We start from the raw sequence: 22,628 nt of genomic DNA, 5'->3' as shown, positions 1-22,628 counted from the left end.
CTACTTATAATCCTTTTGTAGAAAGTGCTATTCAAAATCTAAGTGATAAAGTGTGATAAAGTAGAAAATACTTTCAAATTAATGAATCAGAAAGATGTAAGTAAAAATACATCATCATCACCTACAAAAGTAAACCTAGATGATAATGAAGATACACCCTTACATGGCCAAATAACAGCATTTCAAAACTTAATAGATGAAGGAGAGGTTCATACAGCACTTAAACAATTTTTGAAGCTTAAAGAAAAAGAATGGTCTGATGCAAGTCTTTCTGAGAAATACAGAATTTTAGTTGGGATTGCTTCAGCAAAATTACAAATAGGAAATCAAGAAGAGGCAGGGCAACTACTGTTAGATGCTTATAATGAATATCCAGAACATAAAAATGCTAATAAAAACAAAGCGGCTGGTCACTTACTAATTGGTGATGATAGAAAAGCTGAAGAAATATCATATAAAATAATGATAGAAAAAGAAGATCCTTATGCAGCTAGTGTTTTTATTCAGTCTCAAATTAGCAATAATGGATGTGCAAATCCTCTAAGTCAAGTTCCAGAAGGGTTACATGAATCAGAAGATGTGTTTAATGCCTATATACATTTCCTGAGAATGAGAGATAATTCAAACTGGTTAGAGTATGCAAAAAAAGCTTATCTCATCACAATCTGTAGATTCACCTTAAACAAGATATTTAATGGTATGTTGGGCTTTACAGAAGCAGAGGTAAAAAATATTATAAAATTATTTCAAATCAATGATGAAGAAAGTGAGTTGCTGACTAAATTACGAAAAACTATAATGGTTATTTGTTTAGTAAAAATGGAAAGCAAGCAGTTTATAATCCTGATATGATATTAAACTTTTTCAATCAATGGTTAATGACAGGCGACTATCCTGAAAAATTAATAGATGATAATGTCCGAACTGATTATGGACGTCTCAATCGCTTAATTGCTAATGAGAAAAACAGACAGGTAGTTGAAGGGATCCTAGCTGAAGAAGGGATAACAACTGATATAGTTACAAGGTTTTCTTTTGACCGTATGTATGACCAGGAATACTTTGTCTCATTGCTATACTATATGGGCTTATTAACCATAAAAGGTGTAAGGTATGGTAAAACTCGACTGGGTATCCCTAATCATGTTACAAGAATGATTTTTTGGGAGTATTTTGAACGCAAACTACGTGACAAATACAATATCAAATATGATACTGAAGAATTAGCAAAATCCATCTGGCAGTTAGGCTTTGATGGTGAAATAGAACCATTTGTATCTTATGTTAGTGAAAATGTTTTAAATAGACTATCCAACCGGGACCTGATTAACTTTGACGAAAAATATATTAAAGTGATATTATTTTCCTATCTTATAACCAGCAATCTATATCATCCAATAAGTGAACCTGAGATAGAGAGTGGATATCTAGATATTTTCCTGGAAAGAGATATTCGGATGCCCGATGTTAAATATGAATGGATAATTGAGTTAAAGTATTTAAAGAAAAATCAAAGAGACGAGATAGAGAAGGTTAAAGAAAAGGGTCTAACCCAGTTGCAGAGATATGCAGATAGTAGGAAATTTAAGGATAAAAAAGATGTTAAAAAGGTATTGCTAGTCTTTATTGGTAAAGATGAATTTAAGATATTAACTCAGTAGAAGTACTAAATTAGTAAGATAATGATTAAATTAAGCAATTAATATTTTCATAGATGAATTAACAAAGGCCCCAGGCTATATTTGGGGCCTAATTTTAAGCTTTATATGTTTTTGTATCACAATGTTACGGGAGGGACTCCTGTAGTAACTAGTGTCCATGCAATTGACTAATTTTATTTATATTCCTATTATAATGGCTTATTCCTGACAACAATAACCCCTAAAAACCCCCGAATAATATTCAATTGGATTAAATATCCATTTTAATATAAACCATATAAACCCCGTCATGTCAACAAGGTCAGGAATAGACTATACCAGACTTAATTAAGCTTGGATACATCGTAATCAGCAGGTTGCGGGTTCGAGTCCCATCACCGGCTCCATTGATATGATTGAGATGTAAAATATTTGATTTTAAAAATTGAATAATAAGTATAATTATACCCTAGTTGAAATAAATTCAGCTAGGGTATTTTATTTTATGTAGATTTTTCTTTAAATTTTGTGAGGTTAAGACCAGTATCTTTTTGGAGAGGATATAATCTTTATTCTATTTAGGATTCTTTACGGAGATTCCATTTGCATAATTTTTGTAAAGGAGATAAAATATTTACAAATTATATCCAAATTAGATATAATATTATTAGATTAGGTACAATTAATCCTAAATGTAAATTTATTATGATTGGGGGTTATGAGATGTCTAAGAATCGCACATATAGTATGAGTGAAGGTATGGCTGTGGCCAAACAGGCCAGTAATGATATTGAAGAATGGTTATGCAAATTAAATAATACTGTTAGTGTTGAAAATGTAGAAAAAATTCCTGAATATCAAGAAAGAGATATCGATTTAATCTGGAAGACTGAAAAGGGAAAATATCTGGTCGAAATTAAAGGAGATAGATGGCACCAGACAGGTAATTTCTTTTTTGAAACCTATAGTAATAAAGATAAAGGAACTCCTGGATGTTTCATATATTCTGAAGCTAATTTGTTTTTTTATTATTTTGTTAAGCCCAAAACATTATATATCTTACCAATGGAAAAAACCAGGCAGTGGTTTGGAAAAAGAATTGAACAATTTAAAGAATGTGAAACCACTACTCCAGTTGGTAAGGGTCGTTTTTATACAACTGTAGGCAGACTAGTACCTATTAAAAGAATTTTAAAAGGAATTTCTGAAATAAAAATATATAGTTTATAAGATAGGAGATATAAGGTATGAATACCAAAATTATTTGATATAAGAACTTGTTATAACAAACAAAATATATTATAATTTAAGCTAGAAACCGAAAAAATTCAAAAAATTTAATTTTTTATATAGATTAGTTATAACTTATCCTGGATCTAAATATTATTACTTGTTAATATGAAAAATCCGGTATAGATTTTAAAATTTAAAGGAGTGGAAATGGTGAATATTGAATCTCTGGAGTATTTTAAAAAGATTGCTGAGATTAAAAGTATATCCAAAGTTGCGAATAAATCTCATATTTCTCAACCTGCTTTGAGTCAGCAGATGCAAAAACTTGAGGACTCTCTAGGTCAAAAACTTTTTGTGCGTAGTAATAGAGGGGTTAAACTTACCCAGGCTGGTGAATTAGTATTGAAATATGCTGATAACATAATCAGGACTTATGATAAAATGCTTACCGGGCTGGAAGAACAGCAAAAGAGTGAGATAAAAATTGAGGCTGATTTTACTATTGCTACTTACTGTTTGCCCTGTGCCCTGCTAAAGATGCAGGACAGATTTCCTACTCATAATTATAATCTCATCTCAGGTTCTTCAGATGAAATTGAAGGGGATGTATTCAATGACATATGTGAGATCGGTTTTATTACCAGACCTTCAAATGAAGAAGACCTGGTAAGCCAACATGTGATTAAAGAAAAAGTTGTTTTAATTTCTCCAAAGGGTTATGATATTTCTAAAAAGTTATATCTTGAAGAAGTTTTTAATCATCCATTGATAATATTAAAAGATGAATGTATAATAAAAGAGAATTTTCATCTGGCTTTAAATGACCTGGGATATAATATTGATGATTTAAATATAATTGCCAGAATGGAAACAACAGAGGCAATAAAGACACTTGTACAGAAGGGATATGGACTGGCTTTTGTACCTTATAATGCTGTCAAAGAAGAATATTTAGATAAAGAACTACAGGTATCAACCATCAAAGATTATAATCTGGATTATAATGTCTTTATGATTACCAAGAAATATGAGAAATTAAACAGTACCATCCGTGAATTTGTTGAAGGTTTTAATAAAATGGGAAAAAGAATTTGTTGTTAAAAGATAGGGATTATATAATGCAGATACCATTTAACAAGCCGTACTTGACCGGAAAAGAACAAAAATATCTAGAAGATGCCCTCCAGAGGAGAGAACTTAGTGGTGATGGTTATTATACTGAAAGAGTAACTTCACTTTTGGAAAGGAAGTTTTCACTGGATAAGGTTATGATGACTACTTCCTGTACACATGCTCTGGAAATAGCAGTAGAATTAATTGAGCTTAAAGAGGGTGATGAAGTTATTATGCCTTCTTTTACTTTCCCTTCCACAGCCAATGCTGTCATTAAACAGGGAGCCAAACCAGTTTTTGCTGAAATAAAGAAAGATACTTTAAATATTGATCCTGCTGACCTAGAGAAAAAGATAAGTAAAAAAACCAGGGCAGTTATCCCGGTTCATTATGCCGGGATTGCTTGTGAAATGGATGAAATTGCTTACCTGGCTGAAAAGTACCGGTTGTATATAATTGAGGATGCAGCCCAGGGGGTTAATGCGCGTTATAAAGATAAATACCTTGGTGGAATTGGAGATTTGGGCTGTTATAGTTTTCATGCCAGCAAAAATTATGTTAGTGGTGAAGGTGGGGCCCTGGTAATAAATAATAATAACAGCTATTTTAAAAAAAGGGCTGAAGTCATCAGGGAAAAAGGTACAGATAGATCACGCTTTTTAAGGGAAGAAGTGGATAGATATACCTGGATCGACCAGGGTTCAAGCTATTCACCAGCTGAATTGTTAATGGCTGTACTTTATGCTCAATTAGAAGAGATGGATCAGATTAAAAATATGCGCCGAAAAATATACGAAAAATATTATAATTACCTGAAGCCGTTTTTAAAGACTCCTTTTCTTGATAGTATGTCATATATTCCAGAAAATAGGGATTCTAATTTTCATATTTTTTATCTAAAATTCAGTAATAAAGAAGTAAGGGATCTGGTGATTACTAGCTTGCAGAATAGAGGGATTTCTGCAGCTTTTCATTATATTCCTCTCCACAGCTCCCCCATGGGGCAGAAACTGGGTTATCAAACCTATGATTTAGCACTAACAACAGAAGTAGCAGCTACTATTATGAGGCTTCCCTTATATCCAGAACTTACTGATCAAGAGCTGAGATATATACTGGAAAACACTGCTGATGTTCTGGGGAGTTGTAAGTATGGGAGATAGTATTTCTGTAGTTATACCTGTCTATAATGCAGCAGTTTCCCTGGGGGAATTATCTCATAGGTTAAGCACTACTCTTTCTAAGATAACTGATGATTTTGAGATTGTCATGGTAGATGACTGCAGTAGGGATAAGAGTTATCAGCAGATCCTTGAATTACACAAAAAAGATCATAGAATAAAGGGGATTAAACTTGCTGAAAACTTCGGCCAGCAGAATGCACTTTTCTGCGGTTTTAATTATGTTAAGGGTGATTATGTAGTCACCCTTGATGATGACCTCCAACATAGTCCGGAGGATATAGTTAAATTATATGAGCTTATTAAGCAGGGTTATGAAGTAGTCTATGGAATATCAGAGGATAGAAAATACAGTCTTTACAGGAACATAGGGTCAAAGATGACGAATTTCTTATTTAATTTAATTACCTCCAAAAGGTCAAATATAAGAGTTAGTAGTTTTAGAATCATAAAAAGGGGACTTATTGATAAAATAATAGGACATAAGACTGCCTTTGTCTATATTTCGGCTATTATATTACAATATACTGATAAGATTGCTAATATCCGCGTCAGCCATCATAATCGCCGATATGGTAAGTCAAATTATAACTTTATAAAACTTCTTGGGCTTTTTCTTAGACTCTATATATATTATGGTAGTTTTTCAATGTTGAAACTATTCAGGTCGAAAAAACCACCGTATATTATTGCAGAAAAAATTGGTTTTAATTAAAACACTTAATCAAATTAGATATAAGGGGTTATTGATTATGAGACTATTGATTCTTGGCGGGGGCAGTGGTCAGCTGGCTGCTATCAAAAAAGCAAAGGAGAAGGGACATGAGGTGATTGTCTCTGATTATTATGAAGACGCCCCTGGTAAAAGCTATGCTGATTATGGAGAAACAGTAAGTACCTTTGATATAAGGGGGAATATAGCAGTAGGTAGGAAATATAATATTGATGGGGTGATGACATCAGGGACAGACCAGCCTGTTTATACAGCAGCAGAGGTAGCATCAAGCTTAAATCTCCCTTTTTTTTTATCCCTTCAAACTGCTAAAGCTGTAACCAATAAAAGAGATATGAAAAATAACTTTCGTAAATATAATATTCCTACAGTTAAATTTAAAATACTAGCTAAAAATTTCTCTGCAGTGGAACTGGATGGTTTTGATTTTCCTGTGGTTATTAAACCACTTGATAATCAGGGACAGCGCGGGGTTTTCAAACTAAATTCTCTCACGGAAATAAGGGATAAATTTCTGGAAGTCTTAGAATTTTCCCAGGAAGAGGAGATTTTACTTGAGGAATATTATGATAGCAAGGAGATTACAGTCAGTGGCTGGGTACATAAGGGGCAGTTATATATCTTAACGGTAACAGACCGGATTAGATATGGAAATTCATTACATATCGGGGTCTGTACAGCACATATTTTCCCCTCTTCTTTTCTAAGGGGGTATTATCAGGAAATTATGGTAATTTCCCAAAAGATAGTTCAGAGTTTTAAGATAAAAAATGGTCCGATATATTTCCAGATGCTGATTGGTGATGAGGGAATTAAGGTCAATGAGATAGCCTGCCGTATTGGAGGTGCATATGAAGGTGATTTTATGCCACACTTAACCGGAGTAGATATCCTGGATTTAATGGTTGATTTGTCACTGGCTGATGATCTGAAAATTAAGCATCTTCAAGATTATAAGCTGCTTAATAATAAAAAATGGCTTTCTGTACAATTGTTTTTTGCTAGACCGGGCAGGATAAGTAGGATGAGTAGTGTTGATGAGTTAACCGGTCTACCGTGTGTTATGCAGGCCGGGTTTAATTTTAGTCATGGTGATAGGATCGGTAAAATAGAAAATGCCACAGAAAGGGCTGGCTATTTCATTGTAGAGGGAAAAAACAGAGCAGGTCTTAAAGAGAATATTAGTAGGGTCTATAATCAGCTTAAAATATGTGATAGTTCTGGAAGGAACCTGGTAATGAGGGAACTGGGTGAGGTTTTGTGATTGGAAGGGAAGTCTGTAGGAAAGGAAGTATTAATTTTATGAAGAAAGCAGCTATTTTACTACTAATAATACCTATATCTATAGTTATATTAAGCAGCTGTGCTAGTAAAAATAGTGAAAACACTGTTACTATAGCAGAGCAGTATGGGTTGGCTTATGCCCCCGTACAGCTTATGAAGGATAAAAATATTTTGGAGGAAAATATAAATAATATTGATGTAAAATGGAAGAAACTGGCCAATACAGCAGCTATCAGAGAGGCCATGCTGGCTGGAGAGGTTGATATAGGTTTTATGGCTATTCCACCTTTTCTGATAGGGAGAGATAGGGGGATGGAGTGGAAGATAATCAGTGGTCTTTCTATGAGCCCCCTGGGCCTTATGACTTACAGAAAAGATATTAAGACATTAGCAGATATTAGTGAAAATGACCGTATTGCCTTGCCTCAACCGGGTAGTATCCAGCATATCTTGCTGGCCATGGCAGCTGAGAGAGAGTTGGGTATTGCTGATCGTTTTGATGACCAGCTTGTAACCATGGCCCATCCGGATGGGATGAATGCCCTGCTGTCCAGGAAAGAGATAACAGCACATTTTACTTCACCTCCCTATATATTTAAAGAGAGTGAGGAAGAAGGGATCCATCAGATCCTGAGTGGTCAAGAGGCTCTGGGCGGTGAATTCAGTTTTGTTGTAGGAGTCGCTACAGAGGAATTTTATAATAATCAATCGGAAATATACAGGGCATTTGTGAAATCGCTTCAAGAGGCTATAGAATTTATTAATCAGAATCCAGGGGAGGCGGCAGGTCTACTTACTGAAAACTATGCTCTCTCTGAAGAGGAAATAGAGAAATATATTACCTGGCCTGGTATGAGTTATACAATGGATATTCGTGGCTTAGATCAATTTATTAATTTTATGCAGGAAGCTGAGTATATAAATTCTAAGAATATGGAGCTGTCTCAGTTAATATGGGAAGTAGATTTATATGAAAAAGAGTAAGATCTTACAGAGGGTTTTCTGGATTATTCTATTGGCACTGGCCTGGCAGTTAATATTCTGGAGTGGGAGATTTTCTCCACTGGTTTTTCCTTCATTGTCAGAAATCGCTCAAGCACTTATAGAATCGCTTATTAACGGCGAACTTAGCCGACAGTTACTCTTTTCTCTATCTATTATTGGCCAGGCCCTCTTTATTAGCCTACTACTTGCTTTATTTCTATCACTTACAGCACATTTTTCTGAGAATATAGCTGGACTGATAGATACCCTGGTAGCTCTTGCCCACCCATTACCGGGAATCGCCCTGATGCCTTTGATACTTATCTGGTCTGGTGCCGGACGTCAGGCCATTCTGGTGATTATTGTCCACTCAGTATTATGGCCGATGGTTTTGAATCTGAGGACTGGTTTTAGTTCTATCCCTGAGATATATAGGCTGGTTGGGCAAAATTATGGTCTAAGTAGGTTGCAGATACTGTTCCAGATTATGGTTCCGGCTGCACTGCCGTATTTTCTGGCTGGTTTGAAAATTGGCTGGGCCCGGGCCTGGCGAGCATTAATAAGTGCTGAAATGCTCTTTGGAGCAGTCAACAGTGTTGGTGGGTTAGGGTGGTATATTTTTCAGAAGAGGGTATTTTTTGATCTGCCCGGGGTTTTTGCCGGTATAACTGTGATTGTGATTATTGGTATTCTGGTTGAGGATTTTATATTTGATAAGATTAAAAATAAGACAGTCCAAAAATGGGGAATGGAGTCATGACAGAATATCTACATCTAAAAAACATTTATAAAAGCTATCAAAATGAAAAAGAAAATGAAAAAAAGTTTGTTCTGGAAAACATAGATTTTACTATAGATAGAGCTGAGTTTGCAGCGGTTCTGGGTCCTTCAGGTTGTGGAAAAACCACCTTATTAAAAATAGCTGCTGGGTTTATGGAAGCAGAACAGGGGGCTGTGTATTTAGCAGGAGAGAAGATTAGCGGACCTAGTGTAGATAGAATTATGGTTTTTCAGGAGTTTAGACAGCTCTTCCCCTGGAAAACAGTTCTGGATAATGTGGTTTTTGCTCTGCAAGCAAAAGACATTGGTAATAATTATGCAGAAAGGAAAAGGATGGCTTGCAGTTATTTAAAAAAGGTGGAACTGCCCGATGTTTTTAATTATTATCCCTATCAACTTTCCGGGGGTATGAAACAAAGGGCTGCACTGGCCAGAACACTGGCAGCTGATCCTGAAATAATGCTGATGGATGAGCCTTTTGGGAGCCTGGACAGCCAGACCAGAAGTAATCTGCAGAACTTGCTGATAGATATCTGGCAGGAGGCCGGGAAGACAATACTCTTTGTAACTCATGACATAGAAGAAGCATTAGTTCTGGCAGATAAGATTATACTTATGGAAAGTAACCCTGGCCGGATAAAAAAAATTATCAACAATAACCTTGACAGACCGCGGGATAGAGTCAGTACTGAATTTGTCCGCTTGTATAAAATTATTGCTGCTGTTTAACCTGGTATATTTTAATTTTCCATTCCTGTTTACCTATATATTTTGTGATTCTTATCCCGTATGTTTTATTTGTAAATTCATGAACAAGTTGGCAGTTATTATCCAGAAATTCTTTCATATCCTGATAATAGGGATAGATGTTCCCGTATAGTATATTCCAGACAGGTCGGTTATTATAAATAAAATCCATTTCTTCCGGGTAAATAATATATTCAATTTTATTGGTATTGATATAATCTTTAAACTCAAGATTATTTTCTTCCAGAAAGGCAAGATTTCTGTAGTCAAACAGCTGGCCGTTATTAAAATAGTAATCGGCATTGAGGTTGGCCAGGACCCGCTTATTTTTACCGACCACACTGGATATTTCTCTAAGATAATTATCATAATTATCATGGCTGTCTGTTGTCAGAGTAGCTGTTGTGTTCAAGGCCAGGACAATTATGAGAATTGTAGTAATAATATACATATATTTTTTCCTTACAATAGAGATGATGTTTAAGAGCATAAGGTAACAGACAGGAAAGATAAAGATAATACTTGTTTGATTGTATCGTCCAATAAGTACATAAGCTGTATTTATTCCTAGAAAAATTAAAAGTAAGGGGATATTTTTTTTATCTTTTTTTAAAAGCACCTGTAAAATAATGAAAACAATTGTCAGGGCAAAAAGGGCAAACTGAAATTTGACAGGGGGAATATAATAGGTACCACTGACTCTATAAAAGAGCTTTTGGTAAAAGTAATCCAGTCTGTCAAATTTAGTTGAAATTGAGCTAAAAACACCGAGTTTTTGACCATAGCTGCTATAGTTTTGTATAAAATTAGCATCGAAGTGGAAGCTTAGGGTTACAAAAAACAAAGCTATTCCTGCCAGGGTTCCCCCAAAAGCAAGGTAATTATGTAATTTGATTTTTTTAGTGATCAAAAGGTTATAGGTATAGAGGACTATAAAGACCAGAGCGATAATAAAGCTGTTGGGATGAATGCCTATTCCTGTTCCCAGCATTAAGCCCATGACAATATCCTGCCGGGTTGTATTTTGATAGCGATATTTAGATAGAAAATAGGTCAGGGCTATTAATAAGATTAATAAGAGTATAATCTCCTGTCTGGCAAAATGTGAGGCATAAATAAATTGAATATCAAGTGACATGATAACAGCAGCTGTGTTGGCCAGGATGTCTGACCTGGTAAAATGTTTTGCTAACTTATAAAATAGATATAAAGCCGCTGTACCGGTTAATAATGAGATGAAGCGGAAGGTGAAGATACTATAGCCCATCAGTTTTATAAAGATTATCTGGATTAAGTGAAATAGTGATTTGACAGCATGGGGATGTCTGGGGTAGAGATCAAAAAAGGGTTCAGTGACAGAAAGGTCTTTTTCTGCCAGTATATTTCTGGAAAGACCGCTTAACCAGGCTTCATCTGAATGGACAAAAGGGAAATTTGTTAGAAAGAACAGATTTGTGACAAAGAAAATTATCATAATGATATGTACTGCTTTTAACTTTTTAGGAAATTTCATCTAAATACCCCCAATCTATCAATATTATTATATCATCATAATTTTATTTCGGTAAATAAATTATCTAATAGAGTCTGTTCGAAAAGTATTAGTATATATCGACAGGGATTATATATCCCTTCACTCAATGGTAACACCTTAACTTCGTTCAGGGATATATAATCCCCTATTTATATCTTTTCGAACACATACTAATAGTGAGTAATTATGTGGTGTTTGAATTGTGGATAATTTTAGAGACTGACCAATATATTTACTTAATTGTCTTTCGGCTCACTGACTCTTCTTTTTATTACGCATGGTTGAGTCAGTATCAGGCCATCGAGGCCAAGTTCCATGCCTCCAGACAATTTCTAGAGTTGTTCAGTAAATATATTGGTCTGGTTTATGATAAGTAATTAACTTTGAGTAAAAAGTGGTTATAAGAAAACACTAATGATTGTTGATTAAGTTTGGATACCGTAAGTTAATTTTTATATCACCACCGTATTAGATAATCAAATACACTATAATAAAAACTTATACCTACAGAGGGGATTTTTGTATTATAATATTAGTAGAGATTGTGCTTAATTTAACAATATAAAATTGACAAGTAATATTGGAGGTGGAAGAGTGAACAATATATCAAAACTTTTATTACTTATCATGATCATACTTATAACAGTTACAGCTTGTACAAGTACAAAGGCCCCGGGAGAAAAGGGGCAGGAGATTATTAGTGCCAGAGATACCCTGAAATCTGTCTCAGGAGAAGAGGCTGTACTGGTAGATGCGCAAAATTCAAGTGCTTATAAGGATGGTCATGTGGAAGGTGCAGTCAATATCAGCAGGAATGATATTACTACTTTTGGCCCATTCCCTAACATGCTGGCGCCAGCAGAAAAAATAGAAAAAGTATTGGGTGAAAAGGGTATAGCAAATGATTCCACAGTAATTGTTTATGACAATAATAACAATATGGATGCAGCCAGATTATGGTGGACGATGAAAGTTTATGGCCATGAAGATGTTAAAGTAGTAAGTGGTGGACTTAAAGCACTTCTTAAAGCTGGAGCAGAGAAATCTACTCTTATGGCTGATATGTCAGCAGTAAAATATGAAATAACAGAAAAAAATGAAGAGATGTTGGCCAGCAGGGAAGATGTCAAAGCTGAGGTTAATAATCCACAGGATGATGTAGTATTACTGGATGTCCGAACCCAGGAAGAATATAATGCAGGGACAATTCCTGCTTCAGTTCATTTGAATTATGAGTATAATAATTTTGATGATGGTACATTTAGACCTGTAAGACAGATTCATACTTTATATAGAGACAAAGAAATAACACCTGAGAAGACGGTCATTATGTATTGCAAAACCTCTATCAGGGCTGCTCAGACATACCTTGCACTATATAATGCTGGTTATAGGGATTTGAAGATATATGATGGAGCCTGGATTGAATGGTCTTCAGATACTTCTCTGCCAGTTGAAATACCTGATGGTACAGGGATTAAAACTAATTTTCAGGATGGGTCTTAAAAGTCTTATACAATACGTAAAAAAATCTAAAATATATTTCAGGAGGAATGATAATGAGAAGAAAAATGATATTTTCAATAATGATGGCATTGGTATTAGTAACCGGTATAGTTGGTACAGGTTCTGTTCTGGCTGTATCAGAGAAGGTTGAAGAGGCAGTTAATAGTTATTTTGCCAATCTACCTGAAGACAATAGCATGATAGCTGAGGACAGTTTTATTGAAAAGGTCAAATCAGGTGAAAAGCTCTTTATTCTTGATATAAGACAGGCTGATGTTTATAATGAAGGACATATCAAGGGAGCGATTAATCTGCCCTGGGGTCCAGATGCTATTCCAGAAAATCTTGATAAGCTGCCTGCTGATGAAACTATTTATGTCTATTGCTATACAGCGCAGACTGCTAATCAGACTGTAGCTTTATTAAACTTTGCCGGTTTTGAGGCTAAGTCAGTTAGGTTTGGCTGGAATCTGGGAATTAGCAGGGTAGCTGGTTATGAAGCAGTTGTCGAGACAAAAAACAATGAACTTGAAGGTACAAGCCCATACAAAATAGCTCCTGAGATTAAAGACGCTGTTGTTGACTATTACCAAGGTTTAGCTGATGTTGATGGTACGATGTTTAAGAATTACAAAATTAGTGAAGATTTACTCAAGATGACAATTGATGCTGAACAGGACATTATTATTCTTTCTATAAGACAATCATCAGCTTATAGTAAAGGACATATTCCTGGAGCTATAAATATTCCCTGGGGTAAAGGAATGCAGGAGTATTTTGGTCAATTACCCGCAGACAAGAAAATTGTAGTCTACTGTTATACAGGTCAGACAGCAGGCCAGACAGTGGCAGGTTTGAGGATGTTAGGTTATGATGCAGTATCTCTCAATGGTGGTATGGGTACAGCAGCAAATAAACCCTATGGGTGGTCAAATAAGGGCTATGAAATTGTAAAATAAATTGATAACAAGGAGTTTCCCTTTGAACATAGGTTTAAAAAGGGAAACTTCTCCCTCTATTTTGGTACACTCTTTTGAGAATTAAAGTACAAATTATGGTAAAGTATCAAGGGAGGAATTGTAATGAAGAAGACAGAGAATATTTTAGGTTTTATAGTTATATTATTAGTGTTAGTCCTGGGTAAAGGTTTCTTAAAAACTGACCTTTTATTTTTCAGACTTTTAATAGGTGTAGGATTAGGTTACGCCCTGGCAAGGGCTTATACAGGGTTTGCTGGGAGTGTTAACCGGGCCTATAGGACTGGGTCAACTAAATTAATGAGAACTATGATGTTTATGTTTTTTATTACTGCTTTAATAACAAGCGCATTTTTATTTAAATCAGATCCTGTTAATTATAATCTCTGGATAAACCCTATCAATATGGGACTAATTTTAGGTGGATTTTTATTTGGTTTTGGAATGTCAATTTCTGTTTGTTGTGCCTCCGGGGTGCTTACTGACCTATCGGCAGGATTTCCCAGGGCTTTTATTACCCTGCTTTTTTTCTGTTTAGGTGTGTTTCTCGGTTTTCCTGTACAGAGGACTGCCAGCTGGGTTAGAAATTCCTGGTTTATTACCCCTACAGGAGTGAGAATAAATGAAGGTGTTTTTCTGCCTGATCTCTTTCAATGGGATGGTTTAGGCGGTTATCTGGGGTCACTTATCTTACTGGCTCTATTTTGTGCTGTAGTAATATTTGTTTCCTATTATTATGAGAAAAAACTTAAAGAAAATGATAAATATCTTGGTCATGGGATGGAAATACAGCAGGAACAGATAACGGAATTAGAACTGAAAAATTTCAAACCCTTTAGTGCCGAAACTTATGAACATATTTTTGCTAAACCCTGGACATTAAAACAGGGGGCAGTAGTAATGAGTATTATATTTACCCTCTTAATGGGGGTTACCAGGGCCGGATGGGGGGCGTCTACCCCTTATGGTATCTGGCTGGGCAAGGTATTAATGTTTTTGGGTATTTCAGCTGAATCTCTTGCTGATTTTACTAAAATGTCAGCAGATGTTTTCAAATTACCCTTTTTCCAACATGAAGTTTCAGTACAAAACTTTGGGATTATTGTGGGGGCAGTTATTTATCTCTTGACTGCTGGTAAGTTTAAAGCTATTTTTACCTCAGAACTTAAGATAAGTAAAAAGGAAATACTTTTATATGCCTTAGGTGGTATTACTATGGGATTAGGGACCCGTTTTGCCAATGGGTGTAATGTTGGTGCATTATATACCCCAATTGCTAACTTCTCTCTATCAGGTTGGGTGTTTTTAGTTTTTATGATTGTCGGTGGGATTATTAGTAATAGGATCTTTTTTAGCCCTCCACTGACCAGTAGTGGCAATCTTAAAAAGCAGGGTAGTGAAATTAGTATGTAATTATAAATAAACTATATAAGTAGCACTTAAATATAACACTTTTGCGTTCCAGCCAATTATATTAATTCCGCTTGTCGTTCGTTACGGCGTCTTGCCTTCACTCACTGTCACATATTTTTCACTCCGGCGTCCTGCCTACGTGAAAAATATAGAGTCGCTCCATTAATATAATTGGCTTACACAAAGTATTAGTGTGAATAAATTGAATGTAACTTATATAGAAAAATATTGAGTTATAAATAAATCAACTAAACAGACCGAAAATAATAATTAGGAGGTACTTTATAATGGCAAATAGGATATTAGTTGTCGGTGGTGTAGCTGGAGGTGCTTCGGTTGCAGCAAGGGCAAGAAGGCTTGATGAGTCTGCAGAGGTAATTATGTTTGAACGGGGCCACAATGTTTCTTTTTCTAATTGTGCACTTCCCTTTCATTTAAGTGGTATTGTAGAGAAAAGTGAAGACCTGGTATTGATCTGTCCTGAGACATTCAAAAAAAGATATAATATTGAGGCAAGGACAAGGAATGAAGTTACTAAAATAAAGAGGGATGAGAAAAAAGTAGTTGTTAAAAACCTGGAAACTGGTGAAGAATATGAAGAAAAATATGACAAATTAGTTTTGTCCCCTGGTGCTAATCCAATTTTACCTGCCAGTATTGAGGGAATAGACAGTAAAAATGTATTTACAGTTAGAAATGTTCAGGATATTAGCAAGCTAAATAATTATATAAAGGACAATAATATCAATGATATTGCTGTTGTAGGTGGTGGTTTTATTGGTATAGAGGTTGCAGAGAATCTTCACCTTGCCGGGAAAGATGTCAGTCTAATAGAAGCCTTGGACCAGGTTATGTCGCCTTTTGATTATGATATGGCTCAAATACTGCATAAAGAGTTATATGACAAAGGGGTTAATCTGATTTTAAATGATGCAGTTAAAAAGATTGATCAGGAATATATAGAGTTAGAGTCTAGTAAAAGAGTTAAGGCTGAAGCAGTAGTTATGGCAGTTGGAGTTAGTCCTGAAACTAAACTAGCAGAAGAGGCTGGCCTGGAAATAGGTGAAACAGGTGGAATTAAGGTGGATCACAACTACCGTACAAGTGATAAAGATATATATGCAGTGGGTGATGCTATAGAGGTATTTTGTTCCATAACTAAAAATAAAACGAGGCTACCACTAGCTGGTCCGGCTCAGAGACAGGCCAGGGCAGCAGCTGACCACATTAACAGTATTCCTCATTCAAATAAAGGGATTATTGGTTCTTCTGTAGTCAAAATCTTTGATCTGAATGCTGCCTCTACAGGTATAAATGAAAAGACTGCCCGAAAAGCAGGGATTCCCTATGATTTTGTTTATATTATCCCTTCAGATATAGTAGGTTTAATGCCTGACAGTAATCCACTCTACTTTAAGTTAATATATGAATACCCAAGCGGGAAAATCCTCGGTGCTCAGGCGATTGGAAAAGGTGATGTGGCTAAGAGAATAGATGTTGCTGCAACATTAATCCGTATGGGTGGCACCCTGGAGGATTTAAAAGAATTAGAATTATGTTATGCCCCTTTATTCAGTACAGCCAGAGATGTAGTAAATCAGGCTGCCTTAGTGGGATTAAATATTTTACATGGACAATTCGAACAGGTGCCGGTCACTAAAGTTAGAGAACTGGTAGAGAATGATGCCTTTATTGTAGATGTGCGGGAAGAAGATGAGTACAAAGCAGGACATCTCAAAAATGCTGTAAATATTCCTCTGAGTGAACTCAGGGACAGGGCAGGTGAAATTCCAGAAGATGAACCAGTCTACTTACACTGCCGTTCAGCCCAGAGAAGCTATAATGCTATAATGGCTTTACAGGGGATGGGTTATGATAATGTATGTAATATTTCCGGTTCCTTTTTGGGTATCTGTTGTTATGAATTTTATCAGGATCAGGTTACAGGCAGGGAGAAGATCGTAACTGAATATAATTTTAACTAAAAGGAATATGATAATGTTAGATTCAGGTATATATTTTGAAATTTCTCCAGAAAAGTGATATTATTATTACGGCCATCGGGTTTATACTTGGTGGCCTTACTAATATTTGTTTGCTTAGACAGGGGCGTGTGAGTTATGGACTTATTAAAGGATAAACAGGGAGCAAATAATTCGGAAAAGAAAAAGAGTAAAACTGAAAAAAAGATGACTGTAGCAACCTGGCTGGTGATTTTCCTTGCCTGGTATGTACTAAGCAGATTAGAGGTATTTTCTGCAACCCTGGTGCCATCACCATTCAGAGTCTGGACAGCCTTCCTCGGGCTTTTAAATGATGGTTATAACGGGATTTCTCTCTGGGGTCACCTGGGAGCAAGTTTCAAAAGATTGTTGGTATCTTTAATCTTTGCTATTATAACTGCTGTTCCACTGGGTCTTTTAAGTGGATATTTTAGTAAGATTGAAGCTGTGATTGACTCTGTAGTTGAATTTTACCGCCCTTTGCCACCACTTGCTTATTATACACTGCTTATCTTATGGTTTGGAATAGATGATACGTCAAAAGAAATACTATTATTTCTGGCAGCCTTTGCCCCTATTTACATTGCCTGTGTATCTGCTGTAAGTAAAATTAACAGGGATTATATCTTGAGTGCTAAGTCACTGGGGGCAAATCAAAAAAACGTCTTTTTTAAGATAGTATTACCTGCCTGTTTACCTGAGATTTTTACAGGTGTTAGGACAGCCTTTGGGGTAGCTTATACTACACTGGTTTCTGCTGAAATGATAGCAGCAACTTCAGGTATAGGCTGGATGGTACTTGATGCAGCAAATTTTTTAAAAAGCGAGATTATTTTTATTGGTATCTTGATAATGGGTATTACCGGTATCTTGATAAATGCTGGATTACGGTTTTTAGAGAAGAAGATTGTCTTCTGGAAAGGTGAGGTATAAGGAGATTAAAATGGAGGTTGATTATGAGTTTACGTAAAAGGATATTATCAATTATATTGCTAGGGGCTATAGCTGTTTCTCTGATAGCCTGTGGTAATGGTTCTGGCAGTCAAAGTTCAGGTAATTTACCTGCAGAAATAACTTTTGGTATTCTTCGGGTTCCTAATGAGGAAACAATAGCTATAGCTGCAGGATTATTTGATAAGTATTTTACGGAAAAGGGAATTGAGTGTAATTTTGTTGTTTTTGATTCAGGGTCAGAGGCCAACAAGGCTTTAGCATCAGGGAGTATTGATTTTGCGACAATGGGAAATATCAATTCTATTACTGCTCTCTCCAGAGAGCTTAATGTAGAAATGGTCTGGATTCATGAAGTATTGGGAGAAATTGAAGCCCTGGCAGTTAAAGAGGGTTCAGGTATTAATAAGATAGAAGACCTGGCTGGAAAAAGAATTGCAGTTCCTTTTGCTTCTACCTGTCATTTTATTTTATTAAATGTCCTTAAAGATGCTGGAATTGAAGGTGAAGTACAGTTATTAGACATGCAGACAACAGAGATTGTTGCGGCCTGGGAAAGAGGGGATATTCAGGCAGCTTATACCTGGCAGCCTTCACTTGGAAAATTACTGGAAAGTGGGAGAGTTTTGATTTCAAGCCAGGATATGATTGAGAAAGGATATATAACAGCCAATGTAGAGGTGGTTAAAAAAGATTTTGCCCGGAAATATCCAGAGCTAGTGACAGCAGTTATTGCCTGTTTAACAGAAGCAGCAGATATTTATAGACAGAACCCGGAAAAAGCTGCCACCATTGTAGCTGAGGAACTGGGGATTACAGCAGAAGAGGCTTTGTTACAGATGCAGGGGTCAAGTTGGTATACTCCAGAAGAATTACTTGGTGAAGGGTTTTTGGGTAGCACTGAAGAGCCTGGGGCTTTTGCAGTCGTGATGAAAAATACTGCTGATTTTCTTAAGAAACAAAAATTTATCGATTATTCACCTACACAGGAAGAGTTCAATGAATATGTTAATCCTTTATATATTGAAAAGTATTTAGAATTGGAATAATACAACTTTAGAGATCGACAGATATATTTGTTTCTCTGGTCGTGTACCGCAGGCACTCCGCATTTAAGTAGACCGTACAAGAAAATTGAGGTTGCGCTGCGGTGTCCTACCTTCGCTTACTATCGAGAAATTCTCCTTCGGCTCACTGAACCCTCTTTTTATTACGCAAGGACGGTTCAGTATCAGGCCATCGAGGCCAAGTTCCATGCCTCCAGACAATTTCTAGAGTCGTCCAGTAAATATATTGATTTTGATTTATGATAAGTAGTTAACTTTGAGTTTAATTCAGAAAGGAATAAACTATATGGTAGATGAAGAAAAACAGGAGATTCTAATAGATGTTAAAAATTTAAAACTGGCATATGGAACAGGGGACGATTCAATTCTGGCCTTAGAAGACATAAACTTGAAGATTAGACGGGGGGAGTTTTTATGTGTTTTAGGTCCTTCTGGCTGTGGTAAGAGTACGCTTTTAAAAACTATGGCTGGTTATATTAAACCTACCGAGGGAAATTGTCTTATGCAGGGAGAAGCTATTGAAGGACCTGACTGGCATAGAGGGGTTGTATTTCAGTCTTCAACCCTATACCCCTGGATGAGTGTAAAGGATAATGTAGAGTTTGGCCCTAAAATGAGAGGTCTTCCAGCAGAAGAGATTGAAGAAATCAGGGCCTATTTTTTGGAGCAGGTTAAATTGGCTGGATTTGGTGATAAATTCATCTTTGAACTCTCAGGAGGCATGAAACAGAGGGTAGCACTGGCCAGGGTTCTGGCCAACTACCCCCAGGTAATTCTGATGGACGAGCCCTTTGGGGCTTTAGATGCTTTGACCAGAAATAATATGCAGAATTTGATTCGTAATATCTGGAAAGATAATAATACTACCATATTTTTCATCACCCATGATGTTGATGAAGCCTTATGCCTGGGGACGAGGATTGTTGTTATGTCCAAGCGGCCAGGGACAATACTAAAGGAGTTTAATGTTGGATTTACTCATCAAATATTTGAACATAATTCAAAAGATGTAGTTTATAAAGAGGATTACTTTGATATTAAAAACGAAATCTTGGATCTTATTAATAGTCAGATTGAGGAATAAGGATTAATAATTTTAATTGACAAATTTTATTAATTGTTATATACTATATATGAACAATTATTCAAATAAACATATATTTAAATGAATTATGGGAGGAAAAATATTATGGCAGAAGCGGTACTAGTAAAAAATGAGTTTAAAACAAAGTATATTCTTAGGGGGTTAGCCTGTACCAGTTGTGCAGCTAAAATTGAAAAAGCGGTGCAGGAATTGCCATATGTAGTAGAAGCAGAGTTGAATTTTGCTGTCTCTACGATAATAATTAAAGGCAGTGAAAGAACAAAAAACATGGATAAGGAATTACAGTTTATAGCTAATAAGATTGAGAATGGGGTTAAAGTGGAAAAAGAGGGAAAAAGGACTCTTCGGCAGGAAAACAATACATCTAAAAAAGAAAGGGCTAAAGATAATACTGATATAACTAAGAAAAGTAATTATCAGTATAGATTTTGGTCAGGTGTAGGGATTTTTGTTCTGGCCTTAATTTTTCTGCAGGTTCCTATTCTAACGAATGGGTTGTCTAGGTTTACTTTCTATCTTAAATACCTTCTTTTTGGTTCAAGTTATCTGTTAATTGGCAGTCCAGTATTAATAGCAGCATTTAAAAATATAAAAAGGGGTCAGGTCTTTGATGAAAATTTTTTGATGAGTATAGCAACACTAGGTGCTTTTGCTATTCAGGAGTTTCCTGAAGGGGTAGCAGTAATGTTGTTCTATATGGTGGGAGAGATGTTTCAGGAGAAAGCGGTTGACCGTTCTCGTCGTTCGATTAAGGATCTGATGGATATTAGACCTGATTATGCTAACCTAAAATGGGGAGAAGAAACTATTAAGGTTGCTCCGGAAGATGTCCAGACAGGAGATATTATAGTAATTAAACCTGGTGAAAGAGTGCCTCTTGATGGAAAGGTATTGAAAGGGAGTTCTCTGGTAGATACTTCTGCCTTAACAGGTGAATCTGTACCTCGCCGGGTTAAAAGCGGAGAGGAGATACTCAGTGGTATGATTAATAAGGTTGGCTTACTGACTGTAAAAGTCAACAAAGAATATAATCAGTCAACGGTGGCCCAGATTCTTGACCTGGTCGAAAATGCTACTGCAAAGAAGGCTGCTATTGAAAAGTTTATTACAAAGTTTTCCCGTTATTATACACCAGTAGTAGTTTATTCTGCCCTGGCTATAGCAATATTACCACCTCTATTTTTAACAGGGGCATCTTTTTCTGACTGGGTTTATCGTTCTCTAATTTTTCTGGTTGTCTCCTGTCCCTGTGCACTGGTAGTATCTATTCCTCTGGGATTTTTTGGGGGAATTGGCCGGGCTTCCCGTCAGGGTATCCTGGTTAAAGGTGGTAACTATCTAGAGGCTTTAAATGATGTAAAACAGATTGTCTTTGATAAAACCGGTACTTTGACGAAAGGTGAATTTGTTGTCAGCAAAATAAAGCCATATAATGGTCATAGTAAAGATGAACTCCTGACTAAGGCAGCCTATGCTGAGAGTCACTCAACACACCCAATTGCCAAATCTATTATAGAAGCCTGTGAATATAAAATTGACAATAATAAAATAGAAGACTATCAGGAATTCTCCGGCCGTGGTATTAAAGCGGTGATAGATGGGCAGGAAGTACTGGTCGGCAATAATAAGCTGATGGACCAGGAACAGATTGATTACCAGGAAGTTACTGAAGAAGCTACGGAAGCTACGATTGTCTATATAGCTATTGACAATGTTTATGCCGGTTATATTACTATAGCTGATCACCTAAAAGATGATTCACTTAAGGCGATAAAGGCATTGAAACAGGCTGGTATACGAGAAATAACAATGTTTACTGGAGACAGGGAAAATGTTGCCCGAAAGATTGCTAAAAGACTTGGTCTTGACAATTATTATGCTGAACTATTACCAGCTCAGAAAGTCGAAAAGGTTGAAGAATTATTAAAAAAACAGGACAAAAAAGATAAACTAATTTTTGTTGGTGATGGAATAAATGATGCACCAGTACTTGCCAGGTCAGATATAGGGGTGGCTATGGGAGGACTGGGATCTGATGCAGCTATAGAAGCAGCAGATGTAGTATTAATGACAGATGAACCTTCTAAACTGGTTACGGCCATTAATACTGCCCATAAAACCAGACAAATAATCTGGCAGAATATTATTTTTGCCCTGGGAATTAAGGGAATTGTGCTGATTATGGGGGCATTAGGTATAGCTACTATGTGGGAAGCTGTATTTGCCGATGCTGGTGTTGCTTTACTGGCGGTATTAAATGCTATGAGGATTAGTCGCAATCCTTGATTTTTACTATATAATAGAATATAATAAGAAAGATGGAAAGTCAGTGATATAACTAAAAGGAGTAGTAACCCGTCATACCCGACTAGAGGGG

At 36.1% G+C, this 22,628-nt stretch carries 19 protein-coding genes; 18 read left to right on the top strand and 1 reads right to left on the bottom strand.

Features of this window, described 5'->3' with window-relative positions; all coding sequences use genetic code 11:
* The first annotated feature begins 81 nt into the window (after positions 1–81).
* The 10 genes from GM661_RS13750 (at position 82) to GM661_RS13705 (ending at position 9,677) form a co-directional block, all read left to right on the top strand.
* Positions 82–852 (top strand): tetratricopeptide repeat protein, encoded by a 771-nt coding sequence (locus tag GM661_RS13750; RefSeq protein WP_230867355.1) that lies wholly within the window; start codon positions 82–84, stop codon positions 850–852.
* Positions 849–1,661, top strand: a complete 813-nt coding sequence (locus GM661_RS13745; protein ID WP_230867354.1) for a PD-(D/E)XK nuclease domain-containing protein — start codon at positions 849–851, stop codon at positions 1,659–1,661. Before GM661_RS13750 ends, GM661_RS13745 begins: the two co-directional genes overlap by 4 nt.
* 702 nt (positions 1,662–2,363) lie before the next feature.
* Entirely contained in the window at positions 2,364–2,870 is a 507-nt protein-coding gene (locus tag GM661_RS13740) for a hypothetical protein (protein WP_230867353.1), read from the top strand.
* 213 nt (positions 2,871–3,083) lie between these two features.
* Positions 3,084–3,974, top strand: coding sequence for a LysR family transcriptional regulator (locus GM661_RS13735; protein ID WP_230867352.1), 891 nt, complete (start codon positions 3,084–3,086; stop codon positions 3,972–3,974).
* A 17-nt stretch (positions 3,975–3,991) separates the two neighbouring features.
* A complete protein-coding gene (gene rffA / locus GM661_RS13730; protein ID WP_230867351.1) occupies positions 3,992–5,149 on the top strand; it encodes a dTDP-4-amino-4,6-dideoxygalactose transaminase in 1,158 nt (385 codons plus the stop codon).
* Positions 5,139–5,882 (top strand): glycosyltransferase family 2 protein, encoded by a 744-nt coding sequence (locus tag GM661_RS13725; protein ID WP_230867350.1) that lies wholly within the window; start codon positions 5,139–5,141, stop codon positions 5,880–5,882. Before rffA ends, GM661_RS13725 begins: the two co-directional genes overlap by 11 nt.
* A gap of 37 nt (positions 5,883–5,919) precedes the next feature.
* Complete coding sequence (locus tag GM661_RS13720) at positions 5,920–7,164, top strand: ATP-grasp domain-containing protein (RefSeq protein ID WP_230867349.1); 1,245 nt, start codon at positions 5,920–5,922, stop codon at positions 7,162–7,164.
* Positions 7,161–8,168 (top strand): ABC transporter substrate-binding protein, encoded by a 1,008-nt coding sequence (locus GM661_RS13715; RefSeq protein ID WP_230867348.1) that lies wholly within the window; start codon positions 7,161–7,163, stop codon positions 8,166–8,168. The genes GM661_RS13720 and GM661_RS13715 overlap by 4 nt, the downstream gene beginning before the upstream one ends.
* On the top strand, positions 8,155–8,928 hold the full coding sequence (locus GM661_RS13710; protein WP_230867347.1) for an ABC transporter permease: 774 nt from the start codon (positions 8,155–8,157) through the stop codon (positions 8,926–8,928). The genes GM661_RS13715 and GM661_RS13710 overlap by 14 nt, the downstream gene beginning before the upstream one ends.
* Positions 8,925–9,677 carry an ABC transporter ATP-binding protein gene (locus GM661_RS13705; RefSeq protein WP_230867346.1) on the top strand — a complete coding sequence of 251 codons (753 nt, stop codon included), beginning with the start codon at positions 8,925–8,927 and terminating at the stop codon, positions 9,675–9,677. The genes GM661_RS13710 and GM661_RS13705 overlap by 4 nt, the downstream gene beginning before the upstream one ends.
* Here GM661_RS13705 and GM661_RS13700 read toward each other — a convergent pair.
* A complete protein-coding gene (locus GM661_RS13700; RefSeq protein WP_230867345.1) occupies positions 9,661–11,208 on the bottom strand; it encodes an ArnT family glycosyltransferase in 1,548 nt (515 codons plus the stop codon). The genes GM661_RS13705 and GM661_RS13700 overlap by 17 nt on opposite strands.
* A gap of 615 nt (positions 11,209–11,823) precedes the next feature.
* On the opposite strand from GM661_RS13700, the gene GM661_RS13695 reads away from it, so the two are divergent.
* From GM661_RS13695 to GM661_RS13660, 8 genes are all read left to right on the top strand, one after another.
* Complete coding sequence (locus GM661_RS13695; protein ID WP_230867344.1) at positions 11,824–12,735, top strand: sulfurtransferase; 912 nt, start codon at positions 11,824–11,826, stop codon at positions 12,733–12,735.
* A 53-nt stretch (positions 12,736–12,788) separates the two neighbouring features.
* Positions 12,789–13,694, top strand: a complete 906-nt coding sequence (locus GM661_RS13690; RefSeq protein WP_230867343.1) for a rhodanese-like domain-containing protein — start codon at positions 12,789–12,791, stop codon at positions 13,692–13,694.
* Between the two features lie 123 nt (positions 13,695–13,817).
* Positions 13,818–15,125, top strand: coding sequence for a YeeE/YedE family protein (locus tag GM661_RS13685; RefSeq protein ID WP_230867342.1), 1,308 nt, complete (start codon positions 13,818–13,820; stop codon positions 15,123–15,125).
* Between the two features lie 287 nt (positions 15,126–15,412).
* Positions 15,413–17,110, top strand: a complete 1,698-nt coding sequence (locus tag GM661_RS13680; RefSeq protein WP_230867341.1) for an FAD-dependent oxidoreductase — start codon at positions 15,413–15,415, stop codon at positions 17,108–17,110.
* A gap of 135 nt (positions 17,111–17,245) precedes the next feature.
* Complete coding sequence (locus GM661_RS13675) at positions 17,246–18,061, top strand: ABC transporter permease (RefSeq protein WP_230867340.1); 816 nt, start codon at positions 17,246–17,248, stop codon at positions 18,059–18,061.
* Positions 18,062–18,084: 23 nt separating this feature from the next.
* Entirely contained in the window at positions 18,085–19,128 is a 1,044-nt protein-coding gene (locus GM661_RS13670; protein ID WP_230867339.1) for a taurine ABC transporter substrate-binding protein, read from the top strand.
* Positions 19,129–19,432: 304 nt separating this feature from the next.
* Positions 19,433–20,230 (top strand): ABC transporter ATP-binding protein, encoded by a 798-nt coding sequence (locus tag GM661_RS13665; protein WP_230867338.1) that lies wholly within the window; start codon positions 19,433–19,435, stop codon positions 20,228–20,230.
* 105 nt (positions 20,231–20,335) lie between these two features.
* Positions 20,336–22,537, top strand: a complete 2,202-nt coding sequence (locus tag GM661_RS13660; RefSeq protein WP_230867337.1) for a heavy metal translocating P-type ATPase — start codon at positions 20,336–20,338, stop codon at positions 22,535–22,537.
* Positions 22,538–22,628: the final 91 nt, after the last annotated feature.

The organism is Iocasia fonsfrigidae, from assembly GCF_017751145.1.
Classification (GTDB): domain Bacteria; phylum Bacillota; class Halanaerobiia; order Halanaerobiales; family DTU029; genus Iocasia; species Iocasia fonsfrigidae.
The sequence above is the reverse complement of the archived record's forward strand: the minus strand, read 5'-3'. Positions and strand labels throughout refer to the sequence as shown.